This is a genomic window from Halorubrum laminariae (assembly GCF_024494655.1).
GTDB classification, from domain to species: Archaea; Halobacteriota; Halobacteria; order Halobacteriales; family Haloferacaceae; genus Halorubrum; species Halorubrum laminariae.
Map to the genome: position 1 here is coordinate 307,349 of NZ_JANHDL010000002.1, position 17,203 is coordinate 324,551.

17 protein-coding genes are annotated in these 17,203 nt (G+C 66.5%); 7 read left to right on the top strand and 10 right to left on the bottom strand.

Going from position 1 to position 17,203, the window contains the following annotated elements; all coding sequences use genetic code 11:
* Window positions 1-33: 33 nt before the first annotated feature.
* From NO887_RS04575 to NO887_RS04590, 4 genes are all read right to left on the bottom strand, one after another.
* A complete protein-coding gene (locus tag NO887_RS04575; protein WP_256417285.1) occupies window positions 34-687 on the bottom strand; it encodes an Sjogren's syndrome/scleroderma autoantigen 1 family protein in 654 nt (217 codons plus the stop codon).
* 72 nt (window positions 688-759) lie between these two features.
* Window positions 760-1,185, bottom strand: coding sequence for a Fe-S cluster assembly sulfur transfer protein SufU (gene sufU / locus NO887_RS04580; RefSeq protein WP_256417286.1), 426 nt, complete (start codon window positions 1,183-1,185; stop codon window positions 760-762).
* Between the two features lie 96 nt (window positions 1,186-1,281).
* A complete protein-coding gene (locus NO887_RS04585) occupies window positions 1,282-1,800 on the bottom strand; it encodes a response regulator (protein WP_256417287.1) in 519 nt (172 codons plus the stop codon).
* A gap of 213 nt (window positions 1,801-2,013) precedes the next feature.
* The gene (locus tag NO887_RS04590) at window positions 2,014-3,291 is read right to left on the bottom strand and encodes an aminotransferase class V-fold PLP-dependent enzyme (protein ID WP_256417288.1); all 1,278 of its coding nucleotides are present in this window, start codon (window positions 3,289-3,291) and stop codon (window positions 2,014-2,016) included.
* 137 nt (window positions 3,292-3,428) lie between these two features.
* Between NO887_RS04590 and hemC the strand changes: the two genes are divergently transcribed.
* The 5 genes from hemC (at window position 3,429) to NO887_RS04615 (ending at window position 7,883) form a co-directional block, all read left to right on the top strand.
* A complete protein-coding gene (hemC, locus tag NO887_RS04595; RefSeq protein ID WP_256417289.1) occupies window positions 3,429-4,664 on the top strand; it encodes a hydroxymethylbilane synthase in 1,236 nt (411 codons plus the stop codon).
* Complete coding sequence (gene cobA, locus NO887_RS04600) at window positions 4,657-5,454, top strand: uroporphyrinogen-III C-methyltransferase (RefSeq protein WP_256417290.1); 798 nt, start codon at window positions 4,657-4,659, stop codon at window positions 5,452-5,454. The genes hemC and cobA overlap by 8 nt, the downstream gene beginning before the upstream one ends.
* On the top strand, window positions 5,451-6,197 hold the full coding sequence (locus NO887_RS04605) for a uroporphyrinogen-III synthase (RefSeq protein ID WP_256417291.1): 747 nt from the start codon (window positions 5,451-5,453) through the stop codon (window positions 6,195-6,197). The genes cobA and NO887_RS04605 overlap by 4 nt, the downstream gene beginning before the upstream one ends.
* A 251-nt stretch (window positions 6,198-6,448) precedes the next feature.
* Window positions 6,449-6,850, top strand: a complete 402-nt coding sequence (locus NO887_RS04610; protein WP_256417292.1) for a hypothetical protein — start codon at window positions 6,449-6,451, stop codon at window positions 6,848-6,850.
* A 307-nt stretch (window positions 6,851-7,157) separates the two neighbouring features.
* Entirely contained in the window at window positions 7,158-7,883 is a 726-nt protein-coding gene (locus NO887_RS04615) for a DUF6498-containing protein (RefSeq protein ID WP_256417293.1), read from the top strand.
* 232 nt (window positions 7,884-8,115) lie between these two features.
* On the opposite strand, the gene NO887_RS04620 is transcribed toward NO887_RS04615, so the two are convergent.
* The 4 genes from NO887_RS04620 to NO887_RS04635 all read right to left on the bottom strand — a co-directional run bounded on the left by NO887_RS04620 (window position 8,116) and on the right by NO887_RS04635 (window position 10,896).
* Window positions 8,116-8,358: an Rdx family protein gene (locus NO887_RS04620; protein ID WP_256417294.1), complete on the bottom strand. Its 243-nt coding sequence runs from the start codon at window positions 8,356-8,358 to the stop codon at window positions 8,116-8,118.
* 107 nt (window positions 8,359-8,465) lie between these two features.
* Entirely contained in the window at window positions 8,466-9,866 is a 1,401-nt protein-coding gene (locus NO887_RS04625; protein ID WP_256417295.1) for a heme o synthase, read from the bottom strand.
* A 47-nt stretch (window positions 9,867-9,913) separates the two neighbouring features.
* Complete coding sequence (locus NO887_RS04630; RefSeq protein ID WP_256417296.1) at window positions 9,914-10,378, bottom strand: FAD synthase family protein; 465 nt, start codon at window positions 10,376-10,378, stop codon at window positions 9,914-9,916.
* Window positions 10,375-10,896: a Mov34/MPN/PAD-1 family protein gene (locus NO887_RS04635; RefSeq protein ID WP_256417297.1), complete on the bottom strand. Its 522-nt coding sequence runs from the start codon at window positions 10,894-10,896 to the stop codon at window positions 10,375-10,377. Before NO887_RS04635 ends, NO887_RS04630 begins: the two co-directional genes overlap by 4 nt.
* 150 nt (window positions 10,897-11,046) lie before the next feature.
* Here NO887_RS04635 and han point away from each other — a divergent pair, with 150 nt between their 5' ends.
* The gene (gene han, locus NO887_RS04640) at window positions 11,047-12,993 is read left to right on the top strand and encodes a Hef-associated nuclease (protein WP_256417298.1); all 1,947 of its coding nucleotides are present in this window, start codon (window positions 11,047-11,049) and stop codon (window positions 12,991-12,993) included.
* Between the two features lie 49 nt (window positions 12,994-13,042).
* Here han and NO887_RS04645 read toward each other — a convergent pair whose 3' ends face one another.
* Window positions 13,043-14,740, bottom strand: coding sequence for a phospholipase D-like domain-containing protein (locus NO887_RS04645; protein ID WP_379811839.1), 1,698 nt, complete (start codon window positions 14,738-14,740; stop codon window positions 13,043-13,045).
* 152 nt (window positions 14,741-14,892) lie between these two features.
* On the bottom strand, window positions 14,893-16,359 hold the full coding sequence (locus NO887_RS04650; RefSeq protein WP_256417300.1) for a HEAT repeat domain-containing protein: 1,467 nt from the start codon (window positions 16,357-16,359) through the stop codon (window positions 14,893-14,895).
* Window positions 16,360-16,635: 276 nt separating this feature from the next.
* Between NO887_RS04650 and dpsA the strand changes: the two genes are divergently transcribed.
* Window positions 16,636-17,184: a DNA starvation/stationary phase protection protein DpsA gene (dpsA, locus tag NO887_RS04655; RefSeq protein ID WP_256417301.1), complete on the top strand. Its 549-nt coding sequence runs from the start codon at window positions 16,636-16,638 to the stop codon at window positions 17,182-17,184.
* The last annotated feature ends 19 nt before the right edge of the window (window positions 17,185-17,203 follow it).

Consider the following 17,203-nt stretch of genomic DNA (forward strand, 5'->3'; position numbering starts at 1 on the left):
CCGGCGTCCGCCTACCACCGCCGGCGTCGCCCGTCACTCGAGTGCGGCGAGCGTTTCGGCGGCTTCGCGAGCCGTCTGCAGGTGTTCCCGCGCACGTCGCGGATCGTCAGTCGACTCGGCCTCGCGTGCGAACCGCACGAGCGTTTCAGTGAGCGACGCGCGGGCGTCAGCCACGGTTCCGGAGGCGTCAGGTCTTCGAGCGGCAGTTCTGGATCGAACGGCCGATGTGTCGGGTTCAGACGCCCGAGGATTCACACCGCCGTGTCCTCGGGAGTCGACCGGTTCGTTCGCACGCGTTTCGGCCTGTGGCTCGGGAGCCGTCAGATCGGAGGGGGCAGCTGTCGGCGACACAGATGTCGTTTCCGACGATGTCGATTCTGTAGCATCCGCGGCGTGTTCGCTCTCGACGCCCGCAGCGTCCGGTTGCGATGATCGTCCGTCCGCCTCCGCGGGCGTTCTCGCGGCGCTCTCGTCGTCCGCCTCGCTCGCCTGACACGTCGGACAGAACTCCTGTCCGTCGTGTCTGAATATCGGATCACCGCAGTCGTCGCAGTGGCGGTTCGTCATCGTTGCGCCCTGTAAGAGGAGTTCGGACATCCGCTGGGTGTGTTCGCGCTTCTCGTCGTCGTTCGCGAACTTCTCGCGGAGCTTCTCCCGTTCGGCCTCCTTGTCGAACCCGTCGCTCATGGCCGAACGAACGTGACTCACGAGGAAAAGTCTCGTGGGCTCGGGACGACGGACCGCCAGCCACCGGTCCGGCTACTCTTCGGTCTTCGTCCGCGTCCGGTCGGGATCGAGTTCCCCGCGGTGGATCTTCGCGCCGTCTTGGGCGACCTGCCGCCCGAGCACGGCGCACTTCACGCGCATCGGCGAGATATCGACTCCGAGCATCTCGGTGATATCGTCGGTGTCGAGCGCATCAAGCTCCGCGACGGACATCCCGTGGAGCCGCTCGGAGAGCATGCTCGCGGAGGCCATGGAGATGGCGCACCCATCGCCGGTGAACCGCACCGCCTCGATCTCCTCCTCCGCGTCGTCGAGGGCGATCTGCATCCGTATCGTGTCGCCACACGACGGATTCTCGCCGACGTGCGTGATGTCCGCATCCTCGAGTTCCCCGTAGTTGCGCGGGTTCTTGTAGTGGTCGAGGATCTGCTGTCGGTACATGTCCGAGCCCAGTCCCATATCAGACACAGGTACGCCAGTGCGAGTCAAAAGGGTTCCGTCGGTATATCGTCTCGGTCTCTGGTCCGAGGTGGTCTCGGTCTTCGCTCCGGCGTCTCAGTCCTCGGCCCGACGCGACACGACTGGATCCGTAGCGGGTGCCGCCGTCCGCTCGGATATCCGATCCTCTCTCACGAGCGATCGGACCCGGTCGAGGATAGCGTCGTACTGTCCGCGAGACGCTGTCTTCCGGACGTACGCGTCTGCACCGGCGGCGCTCGCCTCGGCTTCGACGGCCGCGCCGCGGCAGGTGGTGTGAAACACGATGGGACGGTCGCTCCCGCCGCGTCGAAGATCATCGAGGAGTTCGATCCCCGTCCCGTCCGGGAGTCGTTGTTCTGTCACGACACAGTCGGCTCCGTCGGCGGCCGCCAGCGCGGTCGCTACCCGATCAACCGAGCGAACGACGAACCGGTCCGAAGTCCGGTCCGCGAACGCCGCCAACAGCTCCGCCACGCGCGAACTCGGCTCGACGTGGAGGATTTCGATCGGAGCGGAGTCGTCGTGGCTGTGAGGTTTGAGCGTCGAGCAGTCGGTCGTTGAGTCGGTAGTCGACGAGTGCGAGTGGCCTGTCATGAGTAGTCTGGCGAAGCACAACGCGGAACGACACGATCGACGGGCGTTGTTCTCTTCTACAAGAGTATGTGTGTAGCGGCAGGATAACGATTGTGCGACTGGCGATGTCACGACTCATGGAGGGTGTTCACGGGGATGTATCTCCTCTCCAACGGCCGGCGCGTGCGGGCGGGCAGCCAGAGTCACGCGGAATGAAAAAAAAACGGAGGCCGGTCACGCGAACAGATCGCGCGCCTCGCTGACGGCCTCGACGAGCGCGTCGATCTCCGCGACGGTGTTGTAGATGTAGAAGGACGCGCGTGCCGACGCGGAGATGCCAAGTTCGTCGTGAAGGGGCTGCGTACAGTGATCTCCCGCCCGAATCGCGACGCCGTAGTCGTTGAGGATGCTTGAGAGGTCGTGCGCGTGGACGCCCTCGACGTTGAACGCGACGAGGCCGCCGCGGTCGTCGCCGGGGGGACCGTATATATCGACGCCGCCGAGCGCCGACAGTTCGTCGTGCGCGTACTCGGCAAGCAGGCTCTCATGTGCCTCGATCCGGTCCATGCCGATCTCGTTGAGGTACTCGATCGCGGCCGCGAAGCCGATCCCCTGTGCGATCGAAGGCGTCCCGGCCTCGAACTTCCACGGGAGGTCCTCCCACGTGGAGTCCTCAAAGGAGACGCGCCGGATCATGTCGCCGCCGTACAGGTACGGCTGCATGGAGTCGAGTAACTCCTCGCGGCCGTACAGGGCTCCGATGCCGGTCGGCCCGCACATCTTGTGGCTCGAAAACGCGAGGAAGTCGACGCCGAGATCGTCCACGTCGACCGGGCGGTTCGGCACCGACTGCGCCCCGTCGGCGAAGATAAGCGCGTGGTGGTCGTGCGCGAGGTCGGCCAATTCGCGAATCGGATTGATCGTCCCGAGCGCGTTCGAGACGTGGACGACCGAAACCATCTCGGTGTCGTCGTCGATACACTCCGCGGCGTGGTCGGTGTCGAGTCGCCCCTCGTCCGTGACCTCGATGAATCGAACGTCCGCGCCGGTCCGTTTGCCGATCTGTTGCCACGTCACCAGCGACGAGTGGTGTTCCATCTCGGAGAGGACGACGTTGTCGCCCGGTCCGAGTTCTTCGAGACCCCACGCGTACGCGACGAGGTTCATCGCCTCGGTTGCGTTCTTCGTGAAGACGATCTCCTCGCGGCCCGCGGCACCGACGAAGTCGGCGACGGTGTCGTGTGCTTGTTCGTAGGCGACGGACGCCTCCTGACTCAGCTGATGGATCCCGCGGTGGACGTTGGCGTTGTAGCCGCGGTAGTAGTCCGCGATCGTGTCGACGACGGGATCGGGCGTGTGTGAGGTCGCCGCGTTGTCGAGGTAGACGAGCGGCGTGTCGTCACTCGCACCCTGACCGGGCGTCTCCGGATCGCCGCCGACCAGCCGATCGAGGACCGGGAAGTCGTCCCGGACGGCTTCCACGTCGAACGGATACTGTTCTTGAACTCCCATTACCCGATGTGGGGGCCCGAGCACTAACACATCTTCGGTCCGGTACGTGTTGCCCGTATCGAGGACGGACGCCTGCGCGTCCGCGTTGCAACGGCCGAACTAGTGCCCTTTTGAACGCGGGGGACCTCCGTTCGGATATGCCCGAAACGCTCAGGCTCGCCACCCGCGGCTCGGACTTGGCCTTGGAACAGGCCGAGACCGTCCGCGACGCCCTGTCGAGTCGCCGACGCGACGTGGAGATCCGACACGTCGAGACGCGCGGCGACCAGATCTCGGACGAACTGATCCATCGGCTCGGCAGGACAGGCGCGTTCGTCCGCGCCCTCGACGAGGAGGTGCTGGCCGGCGACGCCGACCTCGCCGTCCACTCGCTGAAAGACGTGCCGACCGAGGGGATGGACGATATGGTCGTCGCGGGCGTTCCCGAACGCGCCCCGTCCGGCGATGTGCTCGTTCACCCCGACGGGCTCGGTATCGACGACCTTCCGCCGGGCTCCGTCGTCGGCACGGGGTCGCTCCGGCGAACCGCCCAGATCAAGGCGTCTCGACCGGATCTCGTCGTCGAGCCGCTCCGCGGGAACGTTGACACCCGGATCGAGAAGCTGCTCGCGCCCGGGCTGCAGGCGGAACACGAGCGCCGGCTGATCGCCTCGGGCGAGGCGAGCGCGATGACCGCCGACGCGGGGGGTGACGACGAGACCCCCGACGAGGCTCTCGACGCCGACGAGCCGAACTGGGACGCCCTCGACGACGGTTCGGAAGACGGCGACGCGGACGATAGTGGAGACGACGAGGAAGCCGAAGTGAAGTTCGAGCGCACCGTCGAGGAGTGGTTCGACTCTCTCTCCGATCTGGAACGCTCGGCGATGGAGCGCAAGGTGGAGACCGAGTACGACGCGATCGTCCTCGCCGAGGCCGGTCTCCGCCGCTCCGATCTGTTCTACGACGTCGAGACCACGCGGCTCCCCCGCGAAGAGTTCGTCCCTGCGGCCGGTCAGGGCGCGATCGCGGTCACCGCGACCGATCCCGACGTGATAGAGACGGTTCGGTCGGCGATCGACCACCCGCGCACCCGCGTGGCGGTCACGGTGGAACGGACGATCCTCGGTGAACTCAACGGCGGCTGCGTCGCCCCGATCGGCGTCTCCGCGCTCGTGCAGGGCGAGCACGTCCATACGCGGGTCCGCGTGCTCTCGACGGACGGCACCGAGGAGGTAGCGGACACCCGCGACCTGCCGATCCGGTCGCACGCGAAGGCGGCCGAGTCGTTCGCGGCGGATCTGGCGGACCGGGGCGCGGCCGATCTGATCGCGGCGGCGCGCGAGGAGGCCGAAGTCGACGAGGAGACGCGGGAGGCGGAGACCGATGAGTGACGAGTCGAGCCTCGGAACCGTCTACCTCGTCGGCTCCGGCCCGGGCGACCCGGACCTGCTGACGGTGAAGGCGGCGCGACTGATCGAGTCGGCCGACGTGGTGCTCCACGACAAGCTCCCCGGCCCGGAGATCTTGGGTGAGATCCCCGAAGCGAAGCGGGAGGACGTGGGCAAGCGCGCCGGCGGCGAGTGGACCCCGCAGGAGTACACCAACCGTCGGCTGGTCGAGTTGGCCCGCGAGGGGAACTCCGTCGTCCGGCTCAAGGGCGGGGACCCGTTCGTCTTCGGCCGCGGCGGCGAGGAAGCGGAGCACCTCGCAGCCGATGGAATTCCCTTCGAGGTCGTCCCGGGCGTTACCTCGGCGATCGCGGGCCCCGCCGTCGTCGGAATTCCGGTGACGCACCGCGACTACGCCTCCTCCGTCTCCTTCGTCACCGGCCACGAGGACCCGACGAAAGACGAGTCCGCGGTCGATTGGGACGCACTCGCCGCCACGGGCGGCACCATCGTCGTGCTGATGGGTGTCGGCAAGCTCCCGGGATACACCGCGGCGCTTCGCGACGCCGGGCTCGACGGCGACACTCCCGTCGCGCTGGTCGAACGCGCCACTTGGCCGGAGATGCGCGTGGCGACCGGGACGCTCGATTCGATCGTCGAGGTCCGCGACGAGGCCGGAATCGAGCCGCCTGCAATCACCGTGATCGGCGACGTGGCAGCGACTCGGTCGCGAGTCGCTGCGTTTCTCCAGAACGAACTCGGAGACGACCCCGAGCGGGGTGATGACACGTGAGCGACACAACCGTTGACCGTCGCCCCCGCGTCGCCGTGTTCCGACCGGCAGACGAGCGTATCGACGACGCCGTGGCGCTCCTCGAATCTCTCGGCGCGGACCCGGTTGCGGATCCGATGCTCGCAGTCGAGTCCACGGGCGCGGTCCCCCGAGACGCCCCGCTCGTCGTCCTCACGAGCAAGACGGGCGTCGAACTCGCGGCCGCGGCGGGCTGGAATCCCGGCGACGCGACGCTTACCGCGATCGGCCCCGCGACCGCCAGAGCGGCCCGCGAGGTGGGGTGGTCCGTCGATGTCGTCCCCGACGAATACACCTCGGCGGGGCTCGTCACGGCACTCGAATCGCGCGTCGCGGACGAGCGCGTCGAAGTGGCGCGCTCGGACCACGGCAGCGACGTGCTCTTGGACGGACTCCGTGAGGCGGGCGCGACCGTGACCGAGACGGTGCTGTACCGGCTGGCCCGCCCGTCGGGGACCGGCGAGTCAGCCGAGCTGGCCGCCGCCGGCGATCTCGACGCCGCGGCGTTCACCTCGTCGCTCACGGTCGAGCACTTCCTCGATGCGGCCGCCGAGCGGGGCGTCCGCGACGCGGCGATCGCGGGACTCGACGCAGCAGTCGTCGGCGCTATCGGCCCACCGACTGCGGAGACGGCAGCTGACCACGGGATCGATGTCGACATCGTTCCCGACGACGCTGAGTTCGAGGCGCTCGCGACCGCCGTCATCAACGCGACGACCGAGTGACCCGGGACGCGCTTGTGAGTGAAACCGCGCGAGACGAGGATCAGTTTTCGCGAGTGCTCATAGGGCTGCCGGCCCTCTCCAGTTCTCGTCACCGATACTGAGGATAAGTACGTCGCCACCGCGGATTCGCTGAATACGGCCGTTTGATCCCTCTTCGTGGCTTTTATCCACTCCAACCTCGTGGTTTTTCAAATATCATAATTGAAAATGAGCACATCGGGTTTATAACCCGGTAAGGGAGATACAATAGCATGGAACCGAGCGAGCGCTGGGAACTGCGAGTCGACGACGGGGTGATCGTCGTCGAGTTCCCGCACGGGACGGGGCTAAGCCCCGCCGATGGCGAGGCGCTGCTCGATCGGTGGCGGACCGTCGCGACCGGACGGTCGATCGCCGCCGTCGTGATCGTCGTGCGGACGAGCCGTCCGTGCTCGGATGCGGGCCGGCGCGCCCTTCGCGAATCCGCGCAGATCGCGGTCGCTCGCGGCGTCGACCGGTTCGCCGTCGTCGGCGAACGCTCGAAGCGCCGATACCTCAAACGTACGATCAACATCGACGGGGTCGACGTGGAGGCGTTCAACGACGCTGCCGCCGCGCAGAGCTGGGCAACGTGTCCGTCGACGGGCGTCCCGTCCGTCGAAACGTCGTCGTGAACCGTCCCGGGAGCGAGCCCCGAGATGTCTCGCAAATTCTCGTCCGTGATCGGTCCGAAGAGTGATCCACCGGGTCACTCCACGTGTCTGCCACGACGACTGTGTTGGACACGACTGATCCCGGATCGGTGATCCCGGCGAGCAACGTCTCCGTCTGTTCTGCGCTGTTGAATCCGCAGAATGCGTCGGGATCGGAGCACAATACGGTCGGTTTAGTATCGCTATCGAGGGAATAGATCGAGGCATCACAGCATGGCGAAGAGCAAATAAAACGAAATAAACGGCTACCGCGCAAACGAATGGGCGGATGCGAGAGAGCAGTCGTGAGTGGATTCTCGAAACGGTCCCCGGAGTACTCAGAGAGTCCCGTGACTTTGTTTCCGGGCTCGTTGTGAACCTTGCTCTCATTGTCGGAGTGATCGTGTTCGGGTGGAGTCTCGTTGAAATCGCGCTTATATATCTCATCGAGATAGCGATCATCAATCTCCTGTTCTTTTCCGTCGCGTTGTTCACGCCACAGCCGGTAGATGGCCTCGATGGGGACTGGGCCGGGGAGCCCACTCCACTTCACCCGGTTGCTCTGATCCCGCCGATATACTGGCGGAACATCAAGTACGTCGGGGGCAAGGCTCTCGTCGCTGGTATCCTTATTTTGGCGGTTACGAGACCCGTGGTTTCCAGTTACGGGTTACACTCGGGAGTCCCCCTCTCAGTCGGAGTTGCGGTCGCCGGCGTCGTTTTCTTTCAGCTGGCGCGTGTCTGGCGATACTTCATCGCCAACCAGTCATATCGAAACAAGTCACCGGCGGACGCGATGGAGTTCGCGTTCGCTCCAGTCGTTGAGCTGTATCTGATGTTGATCTATGTGATCGCTCCCGTCACCGTCGTACTCGCGGGTGTCACGTTCGCAATGGATACCAATCTCAATTCACGGGCCGTGTGGTTGGTCTATCTAGTTCCGATGGGGGTAATTAGAGCGTGGATAGGGAGTTTAGACCCTCAGACAGACGATCTTGAGATCAGTTTCAGTTGATGAGAATACGTTTCTGAATCCGATGACGGCGTGGTGATCACCGGTTGAGAGCCTGTTCGAAGTTGTAGACTACGGCGGTCACCACGAGCTCGCAGAACTCGCGGTACCACGCATGAGGGAGGACAGCGGGGTCGAACCGACGTATAGCTCGCTGTCCAACCGTTCGTTGTGTGCGTGGTCGTAGGCGGCGAACAGCCGGTGACCACGGAGTGTTCGATCGCGGCAGTTCGTCTCAGGCGCGTCCGTCGACATGTGGTCGCACCGCTCGCACGATCTCGTCGACGTCGTAGGCGTCCTCGGTGATGTCGAAGACGACCTCGCCGTCGGCTCGGACGACGAACACGCCGTCGTCGCCAGTCACCAACGCGACCTCGTCGATCGACTCACCGAACTGCCGGAGGACTGCCTCGGCGACATCTCGCGCTCGGTTCAACATGCCGCAGGGAACGCAGTACTCGATCTCGACGCGGGTCACGAGTCGCGTTGGCTCCGCGGCCGGTTAAACGCGCGGTGCGGTGTCCGAATATGCGTCCGGTCTACCACGAATTCAACGGGAGATTCGACAAGAGATTCGACGGGACCTCAGACCACCAGCGCGTCGAACACGACGGCGAACAGCAGGAGCCCAAGGTAGGCGTTCGACGCGTGGAACGCGCGGAACGCCGCGGTTTCCGTCTGCTCGTAATGCAGTCTGACGACGGTCCAGAGGAACACCGCACCGAGCGCGACACCCACGGCGGCGTACAGCACGCCGAGCGGGTCGGCGGCGGCCGCAAGCGCGACCGCCGAGACGAGCGTCGCGCCGAGGTACCAGACGATGTGCCGCCGCGTCGCCGTCTCGCCGCGGACGACGGGCATCATCGGGAAGCCGCCGCGCTCGTAGTCGTCTTTGTATGCCAGCGCGAGGTTGTAGAAGTGCGCAGGGGTCCACAGGAAGATCACGAGCGCGAGCAGGAGCCCGCCGCCGCCGACCGTGCCGGTCACCGCCGCCCAGCCGATGAGCGCGGGCAACGCGCCGGCGGCCCCGCCGATGACGGTGTTCTGGACGGTGTTCGGCTTGAGCACGAGCGTGTAGACGACGCTGTAAAACGCGATCGCGACCAGTCCGAGCGCGGCGGTGAGCGGGTTCACGCTCCAGAACAGCCCGAGCGAAACGACGGTCAGGAGACCGCCGAACGCGAGCGCGTTCGGCACGGGGACGAGGTCGGTCGCGAGCGGACGGTCGCTCGTCCGCTGCATTCGCTTGTCCACATCGCGTTCAAACACGTGGTTGAATGTCCCGGACGCGCCGATCGAGAGCGCGCCCCCCGCGAGCGTCGCACCGACAGCGTAGGGCGTGAATCCCGGGCCGCCGGCCAACGCCATCGCGGCGGCTGCGACCAGACAGAGCAGCCACATCAGCCGCGGCTTCATGAGCCGGAAGTAGGCGGCTGCGGTGGCCCGCAGCCGGGGCAGCGTCGCCGTCGGAATCTCGGGATCCGGCGCGTCTTCGACCGGCGGGAGGTCATCCGTTCCCAGATCGAAGTCGACGGGGGCGTCGTCGTCGCCCGTTTCCGCCTCCAACCACCACGCGAGTCCGGCGAGAACCGCACCGAAGATGATCACGCCGAGGAGCAGGTGGAGTGGACCGAGGGCGGCGGGCAGCGCGCCGGTGGCGACAAGCGCGCCGACGGCAGCCTGTACCGGATACAACAGCAGCGCACCGCCGAGGGCGAGTCGAATTCGTCGGCTCACATCGGTGCGCCACGCCAGCACGACAGACAGCACGACAAGGAATCCGACGAGGACCGCGATCAGGCGGTGCCCAAGCGCGATCCAGCCGCTGGCCGACACGGGGAGTTCGGTCCCGCCGCCGCACGCGGGCCAGCCCCCGCAGGCCGCCGCGGCCTCGGTGAGCGACGTGGTCGCGCCCACGACGAGCAGGAGGTAGACGCCCATCGCCGTCGCGGCGAGGACCGCGGGGAACCGATCGGGTATCGTCACGTACCGGAGTTAGAAACCGACCCATATATGTCCCGCGCTTCGGCGGGTCACGGTCTGTCGTCGGTCGCATCGCCGTCGCGGTCCGCGGTCCGTCGTCGCAGGATTCGGTCGACGATGTCGCCGCTCGACAACACCTCGCCGTCGTATCGCGGCTCGCGGCTCGTGGCCCGCTCGACTCGGCAATCGATGCCGCGCTCGTCGAGCGCACCGGCGATGCCCGCCTCGTCGTGGTGCTGGTCGTACCCCAACACGATCACGTCCGGATCGAGCCGTTCGACGGGGACGAACACGTCCTCCGGATGGCCGAGGTGCGCCTCGTCGACCGCGTCGAGCGCGGCGACCATGTCGCGCCGCTGTCGCGCGCGCAAGATCGGCTTCGGCTTGTGGGTGACGTTCGTCTGTCGCGCGACGATGACGTGCAGTTCGTCGCCGTACGCCGCCGCGTCTTCGAGATAGTGGACGTGGCCCGGGTGCAACAGGTCGAACGTCCCCTGTGCGACGACCCGAGTCATCGAAACCACGAGAGAAACCCGCGGTCGGTTCGCCGTTCGTCGTCGAGTTCGCGGTCGATGTCTTCTTGGGTAAAATCGAAGAAGTGCTCGTCGGGCACCTCGACGTCGAGAACGTCGAGCGTCGTCTGTTTCCCCTCGTTGTCGAACGCCTTCCAGTCTCCCCAGCCGTAGGGCGCGCCGACGATGATGTGGACCTTCCCCTGCCCGAACGTGGCGAGATCGGCGTCGCTCGGGCGAAGCACGCCGTTCGGATGCGAGTGAACCGAGCCGACCGCGCGCATGTCGTTCGGCTTCATGTGCGTGCGGACGCTGGCGCTCGTCGGATTCGACTCCGTTCCCGGAATGACGAGCACGTCGGTGATCACCTGTCCGTCTCGGTCGATATCGAGCTTCCGAGCGTCGTCTGCGCGGAGGAACCCCATGTACTCATTGGGGTGGCTCTCCTCGCTCGCTTCGAGGATAAACTCCATGGCCTCTCGGGCGATCCCGAGGAGATCGTCCGAGCGGAACAGTCGCATACCCGAACGCAGTCGCCGTCGCCTCATAGGGATTCCGGACCGGCAGTCGGTCGTGCTCACGCCGAGCGGGTCGCGGCCGCGTCGGCTCCGATCCCACGGCCGGAGATGCAAGAGAACAGGCTTAACCACGGGCGTTCCCGATGAATGCGCATGAGCGAGAACACCGCCGGGGATTCCGGCACGCGAGGCGATTCGAGCCTCGAACCCGACGCCGAAAGGGCAGAAGGGGCGGCCGACGACCGGCCGATCGTCTACGACTTGGCACCCGACTGCACCCTCGAAGACGCCGAGGTCGACGCGCTGTACCACGCGGAAGTCAACGGCGTCGTCGACTACGGCATGTTCGTTGACATCTCCGACGCCGTGAGCGGCCTCGTCCACGAGTCGAACCTCGACGACGACTACGCCGTCGGCGACCGGCTCGTCGTCCGACTGACCGAAGTGAAACCGAACGGGGACGTGGCGTTCGACGACGAGGATCCGGACGACTACCGGACCGAGACGGTCGCCCACGAGCCCACGGTCTCCCGCGTCCGCGGACTCTCGCCCGGCGACGAGGTCACCGTCGAGGGCGAGATCGCGCAGGCCAAACAGACCGGTGGCCCGACGATATTCGCCGTCGCGGACGCCACCGGCGTCCTCTCCTGTGCCGCGTTCAAGGAGGCGGGCGTCCGGGCGTACCCCGACGTGAGCGTCGGCGACATGGTCCACGTCTCCGGGACAGTCGAGACTCGCGAGAACGCGCTCCAACTGGAGGTAGACTCACTGACGCGGCTGACGGACGATCGCGCCGCGGCGGCCCGCGAGCGGTTCGAAGACGCGCTCGACGATCGCGCGGAGCCAGCCGACGTGGATCCGCTCGTCGAGTGGGAGGCGTTCGAGCCGATACACGACGACCTCCGCGAACTGGCTCGGCTTCTTCGACGAACCGTACTCGCCGGACGCCCGATCCGTGTCCGTCACCACGCCGACGGCGACGGGATGTGCGCGGCGATCCCGGTTCAGCTCGCGCTCGAAAACTTCGTCTGCGACGTTCACGAGGACCCAGACGCGGCGCGACATCTGTTCAAGCGGCTCCCGAGCAAGGCCCCGTACTACGAGATGGAGGACGTCACGCGCGACCTTAACTTCGCGCTTGAGGGACGCGCACGCCACGGGCAGAAGCTCCCGTTCCTCCTCATGCTCGACAACGGGTCGACGGAGGAGGACGTTCCCGCCTACGAGAATCTCGCCCACTACGACATCCCGATCGCGGTTGTCGACCACCACCATCCCGATCCAGAAGCGGTCGAGCCGCTGCTCGACGCGCACGTGAACCCGTATCTCCACGACGAGGACTACCGGGTCACGACGGGGATGATGTGCGTCGAACTCGCCCGGCTGATCGATCCCTCGATCACCGGCGAACTGGAGCACGTCCCCGCGGTCGCCGGGCTCTCCGATCGCTCGAAGGCGGAGGCGATGGACGACTACGTCGACCTCGCCGCGGAGGCCGGCTACGAGGAGTCGGACCTCCTCGACATCGGCGAAGCGCTGGATTACGCCGCCCACTGGCTGCGCTACTCCGAGGGGAAGACCCTCGTCAACGACGCACTGAACGTCGGCTGCGACGACGAGGAACGCCACGAGGAACTGGTCGAGTTCCTCGCGGAGCGCGCCGAGCGCGACGTGGACCGGCAACTCGCCGCGCTTGACGACCACGTCGAACACGAACGGCTGGCCTCGGGCGCACACCTGTACCGGATCGACCTCGACGAGTACGCCCACCGGTTCACCTACCCCGCTCCCGGGAAGACGACCGGCGAACTTCACGACACCCGCGTCAAAGAGACGGGCGACCCCGTCATCACTATCGGCTACGGGCCGGACTTCTGTGTCCTCCGTTCCGACGGCGTGCGGCTCGACATCCCAAACATGGTGACTGAACTGAACGAGGAGCTTCCCGAGGCCGGCGTCTCCGGCGGCGGGCACCTCGTCGTCGGCTCGATCAAGTTCGTGAAGGGTCGTCGCGGTGCGGTGATCGAGACGCTCGTTGAGAAGATGGCCGACGCGGAGATCGACGAGGCGCTCTCCTCGACGGTCGCTCTCGACGACTGACAGCGGCGACCCGGTCCGAGTTCTCCGACGGCAATTCTCCAACTCGCACTCACGCGAATCGAATCTCCCGACGTGCCGCGATCCACGCGCCGGCGACCGCGACGCCGAGTCCGCCGAGGAACTCGACCGGGAGGTGAACCCCACCGCCGCGCCAGTCGGCGGCGTACGCCCGGGCGTAGAAGTCGGCGACCGCCGCGTCGTCGACGGCCAACAGCACCTCTCGATTCTCCGTCGCCGCCCCCTCGTTCCAGTTGAGGCTTCCGACGATCGCCGCGTCGTCGACGACGAGACCCTTGGCGTGGATCTTCCCGTACCGGCCCCGTGGCTCCGAGACCGCGACCGCGATCGGCTCCGAGTCGAGCGTCGTGGCCAGATCGCGGTTGTCGTCGCGGTCGTACCACGCTCCAGACAAGAGCAGATGCACGTCGACGCCGCGGTCGGCCGCCCGCCGGAGCGCACGGACGATCCGGTCGTTCGGCCCGCCGGTTCGCGGCACCACGGCGAGCACGCGGTCGTCCGCGGCGTCGATTCGGGCGACGATCCGATCGGCCGCGTTGCCCGGCGCGGTGAGGAGCGTCACGTCGGCGCGAGCGGGCGCGGGCGGCTCAAACCGGGTTGGATACGTGTCGTTCGCGCGTCCGGAGTCGTGGAACTCGGTGTCCGCCTCGAATTCCCGCCACGGACGGGCGTCGGTGGCCGCGGCGTCCGCGCGGAATAGGGCGGCGAGCGCGTCGGCGGGGGACGGATTTCTCGGGACGGATTCGGATCCCGGCGTCGGCTCCGCGACGACGCCCCACCCGCGGTTGGTCCGACCGCCCGTACCGGACGGCTTCCAGTTCTCCGTGAGTACGACGGCTCGGTCGTCGGCGACGGCGTACTTCGCGTGATGGAATCGAAACCGCTCCGCGTCGCCGTCGAGGATTCGGACCTCGACGCCGGCGGCCACGAGCCGGTCCACGAGGCGGGCGCTTCGCGCCGAGAAGCCGCCCACTGGTGACCCCTCCAGAAGGACCCGCACGTCGACGCCACGGTCGACGGCGTCGACGAGCACGTTGGCGGTCCGGTCCGATTCGAGGGTGTAGCCGGCGAGCAGCAGCCGATCTTCCGTCCCGCGGAGGGTTTCCACGGGGACGTCCGGACTGTCGGGGAGAACGAACGGCGTGACCGACGCGTCTTCGATCCGAGCCGGCTCTCTGGGATCGTACCCGCGCGGTCGCCACTCACCCCAGTCGGCTCGCCAGCGGTGTCCGTCGCTGACGCGGCCGTACTCGACGATGTCGACGGGAACGCCGTCGTGCCGGAGTTCGATCCGGTCGCCGGACGCCGACAGGGGGAAGTACCCGTCGAGTCGGCGGAGTTCAGCCGGTCCGCGGTCGGCGGCCGCCGGGGCGTCGGCCAAGAACTCGGCGCTCCGTTCGGGGTCCGTCGACAGCGCGACGAGCCCGCTCGCGTTCGACGGAATCGACGCGTCGTGGTAGCCGTCAGAGAGGGACCAGTTCCCCCTCCTCGGGAGGGCGACGACGAGGTACTCGCCGCGATTTCTCTCCGTGGTCGGATTCGGGTATAGTTCGACGATCCGCGGATCCGTGGGAGCCGTAGTGGCGTTTGCGGCGGTGGCATCGAGCGTGCCGCCTCCGGCGGTTCCGTCCGGTGCGGCCGCGACAGTTGTCGAAGCGGCAGCTGTCACGGCGATTCCGGCGGTGAAGACAGCGACTCCGGCGAGGAGGACGGCGAACGCGATGACGATGAGGGGCGGGCCGGCAGCTGTTCGGTCTATCGGAGAGCGATCGACCAGCGATTGGAGGGTTCCCACGCGGGTGAGTCCCGCGGTATCTGTTAAAAGAGTCAGGACGCGAAACGAACGGGAAGTCGAAGCGAGAGAGGTGAACGGTTCGAACTTTACGCCACTGCGGCCGACGCGTCGAGCGACCGTTTCGCCTTCTCGCCCTCGGTGGAGACGACGAACGAGTGCTCGTCCGCGTGGTCGGCGACCACTTCGAGGGCCTCGCGGGTGCCGATCTGTCGAAGCGCCCAGCCGGCGGCGGCGCGGAGGTCGTCGTCGCGCTCAGCGTCAGCGAGGATATTGGCGAGGGGGTCGACCGCGCGGGCGTCGCCGATGAGTCCGAGCGCCCGTGCGGCGAGGGGCTGGACGAGTTCGTCCGTGTCGCCCTCGGACGCAAGTTGGTTCGCGAGCGGCTGGACGGCTTCCGTCGCGCCGATCTCGCCGAGAGCCTTGAACGTCGCCTTCTGGAGCTGCGGGTTCGAGTTCTCGGGGACGAACTCGACGAGCGTCTCCGTCGCATCCGTCGCGGCCATCTTCCCGAGGATACGGATGGCGAACTGGTCGCGCTTCTCGGCGCGACCGAGCAGTTCTTCGAGCGAGGCTTCGGTCTTGCCGCGTTTGCCCATCCGTTCGAGCGCTTCGAGGCAGTGTCGCTCCATGAAATCGGAGGTGAGCGAGTCGAGCGCGAGCAAGATCTGGTCAATGTTGCCGCGCGACTCGTGTTCCTTCAGCGCGGCCCACTCCACCGGGTAATCTTTGTAGTGACCGAGTACGTCGTAGTACCCCTGCGCGCGGAGTTGCTCGTGAGTCTCTAGGTCGTCCCACTCCTCGGCGGCGTCGAGACCGTCCGCAAGGTCGTCGGTCGCAGCCAGCAGCGCAGAGATGGTGTCAGCGTCGTGGTCGACGTCGAGCTCCGCGTCGGCGACGGCGTCGGCCACGGTGTCGAGCGCCGTCACGAGCGTCTCGATCGGGACTGCGTCGGCCGGTTCGACGGGAGTTTCCGCGGCGTCAGCTGCCTCGTCGGTATCGGCCGGATATTCGCTCTCGGCCGCGTCAAGGACTTCCTCGGCGTCGTCGCCGTCCTCGACATCGATCGCGTCGGCCGCGGCGTCGACAAAGGTTCGGACCGCGTCGGCGGCATCGGCGTGACCCGCGGCAGTCCACTCGGTGTCTTCGAGCGTGGCCGCCGCCGTCTCGACCGCTTCGATGATATCCGAACCGTAGGGGCCACGGGCCTCCTCCACGCCTTCGCGCAGCTCCGCGATCCGCGACTCAAGGTCGCCGCGCGGGTCGTCGGCGTCCTCGTCGTCCTCGTCGGGCTCGGGGAGGTCGGCCTTTTCAACGCCCGCCTCCGCGTCGTCGAGGAGCGCGTCGACATCGTCGAGGTCTGCCTCCGTCTCGGCGTCGTCGAGGTGCGCCGCGATCTCGTCGAGGTACTCGTTCAGGGACTCCTCGGTCGCTTCGTCGGGACGCGTCGGCGCGGCGGCCTCCGTCGACTCGCCGGCGTCAGCCGCGTCCTCCGCGTCGCCCGCGGCGTCGGCCTCTCCGGAGGCGTCGGCCGGGTCGTCGTCGCCGTTGCTCATACCACAGACTGCGCGCGTAGTCCATTAAGACGTTTCCCTTCGCGGGCGAGTCGACGAGCCACTTGCTGATCACCCACACGTAGCCGTCGTCAACACCGATGACTGCGACCGGACCGCGAGATAGACCCCGAATGGGTCCACACCGCCGATATCGGCCTGCAGGGATCTGCTCTGTGCAAATATATTCTACTCCTACAAATTCTATTTTCTATATCAAAAATATCTATTTTATATATGGGAACTATTAAGTGCCTAACGCGCGTATGTGTATATACGATGAGTACGCAAAAGCAGGCCCGTCAACGGTACGGAGAGGTTCACGAGAGCGAGGCGCTTCGCGTTCCCGAAGAGAAAGCCGAACAGCTCGTCGACGCGCTCAACACCGATCTCGCGGCGACGTACGTGCTCTACCACCAAGTCAAAAAGCATCACTGGCTTGTCGAGGGTGCCGAGTTCCTCGGCATCCACGAGTACCTCGGCGAGGTCGCGGCCGACCTCGAAGAGAGCGCGGACGTGCTCGCGGAACGCGCGCAGGCGCTCGGCGGCGTGCCGCTCTCAGGGGGCGCGAACTACGAAGAACACGCGCCGGTGACGGCCGAAGACGCCGACGCGTACGACATCCGTACGTCGCTGGAGAACGACCTCGAGCTGTTCGGCGACATCACAGAACAGCTTCGCGAACACATTCAACTCGCGAACAGCCTCGGCGACTACACCACCGAAGAGCAGCTCCGCGAAATCCTGGAAGGCGTCGAGGAACACGGGCACCACATCGAACACTATCTCGAAGACGACACGCTCGTCACCGACGCTTCGATGGAGTAACGAGACAGTTCAGCTCGAC

What these genes read in the sequence shown, in the direction of transcription:
- NO887_RS04590 (WP_256417288.1), bottom strand. Translation starts at nt 3,291, where the DNA reads ATGGGAGTTCAAGAACAGTATCCGTTCGACGTGGAAGCCGTCCGGGAC.
- NO887_RS04650 (WP_256417300.1), bottom strand. Translation starts at nt 16,359, where the DNA reads ATGAGCAACGGCGACGACGACCCGGCCGACGCCTCCGGAGAGGCCGAC.
- NO887_RS04630 (WP_256417296.1), bottom strand. Translation starts at nt 10,378, where the DNA reads ATGACTCGGGTCGTCGCACAGGGGACGTTCGACCTGTTGCACCCGGGC.
- NO887_RS04635 (WP_256417297.1), bottom strand. Translation starts at nt 10,896, where the DNA reads ATGCGACTGTTCCGCTCGGACGATCTCCTCGGGATCGCCCGAGAGGCC.
- NO887_RS04575 (WP_256417285.1), bottom strand. Translation starts at nt 687, where the DNA reads ATGAGCGACGGGTTCGACAAGGAGGCCGAACGGGAGAAGCTCCGCGAG.
- han (WP_256417298.1), top strand. Translation starts at nt 11,047, where the DNA reads ATGAGCGAGAACACCGCCGGGGATTCCGGCACGCGAGGCGATTCGAGC.
- NO887_RS04610 (WP_256417292.1), top strand. Translation starts at nt 6,449, where the DNA reads ATGGAACCGAGCGAGCGCTGGGAACTGCGAGTCGACGACGGGGTGATC.
- NO887_RS04585 (WP_256417287.1), bottom strand. Translation starts at nt 1,800, where the DNA reads ATGACAGGCCACTCGCACTCGTCGACTACCGACTCAACGACCGACTGC.
- sufU (WP_256417286.1), bottom strand. Translation starts at nt 1,185, where the DNA reads ATGGGACTGGGCTCGGACATGTACCGACAGCAGATCCTCGACCACTAC.
- dpsA (WP_256417301.1), top strand. Translation starts at nt 16,636, where the DNA reads ATGAGTACGCAAAAGCAGGCCCGTCAACGGTACGGAGAGGTTCACGAG.
- NO887_RS04615 (WP_256417293.1), top strand. Translation starts at nt 7,158, where the DNA reads ATGCGAGAGAGCAGTCGTGAGTGGATTCTCGAAACGGTCCCCGGAGTA.
- hemC (WP_256417289.1), top strand. Translation starts at nt 3,429, where the DNA reads ATGCCCGAAACGCTCAGGCTCGCCACCCGCGGCTCGGACTTGGCCTTG.
- cobA (WP_256417290.1), top strand. Translation starts at nt 4,657, where the DNA reads ATGAGTGACGAGTCGAGCCTCGGAACCGTCTACCTCGTCGGCTCCGGC.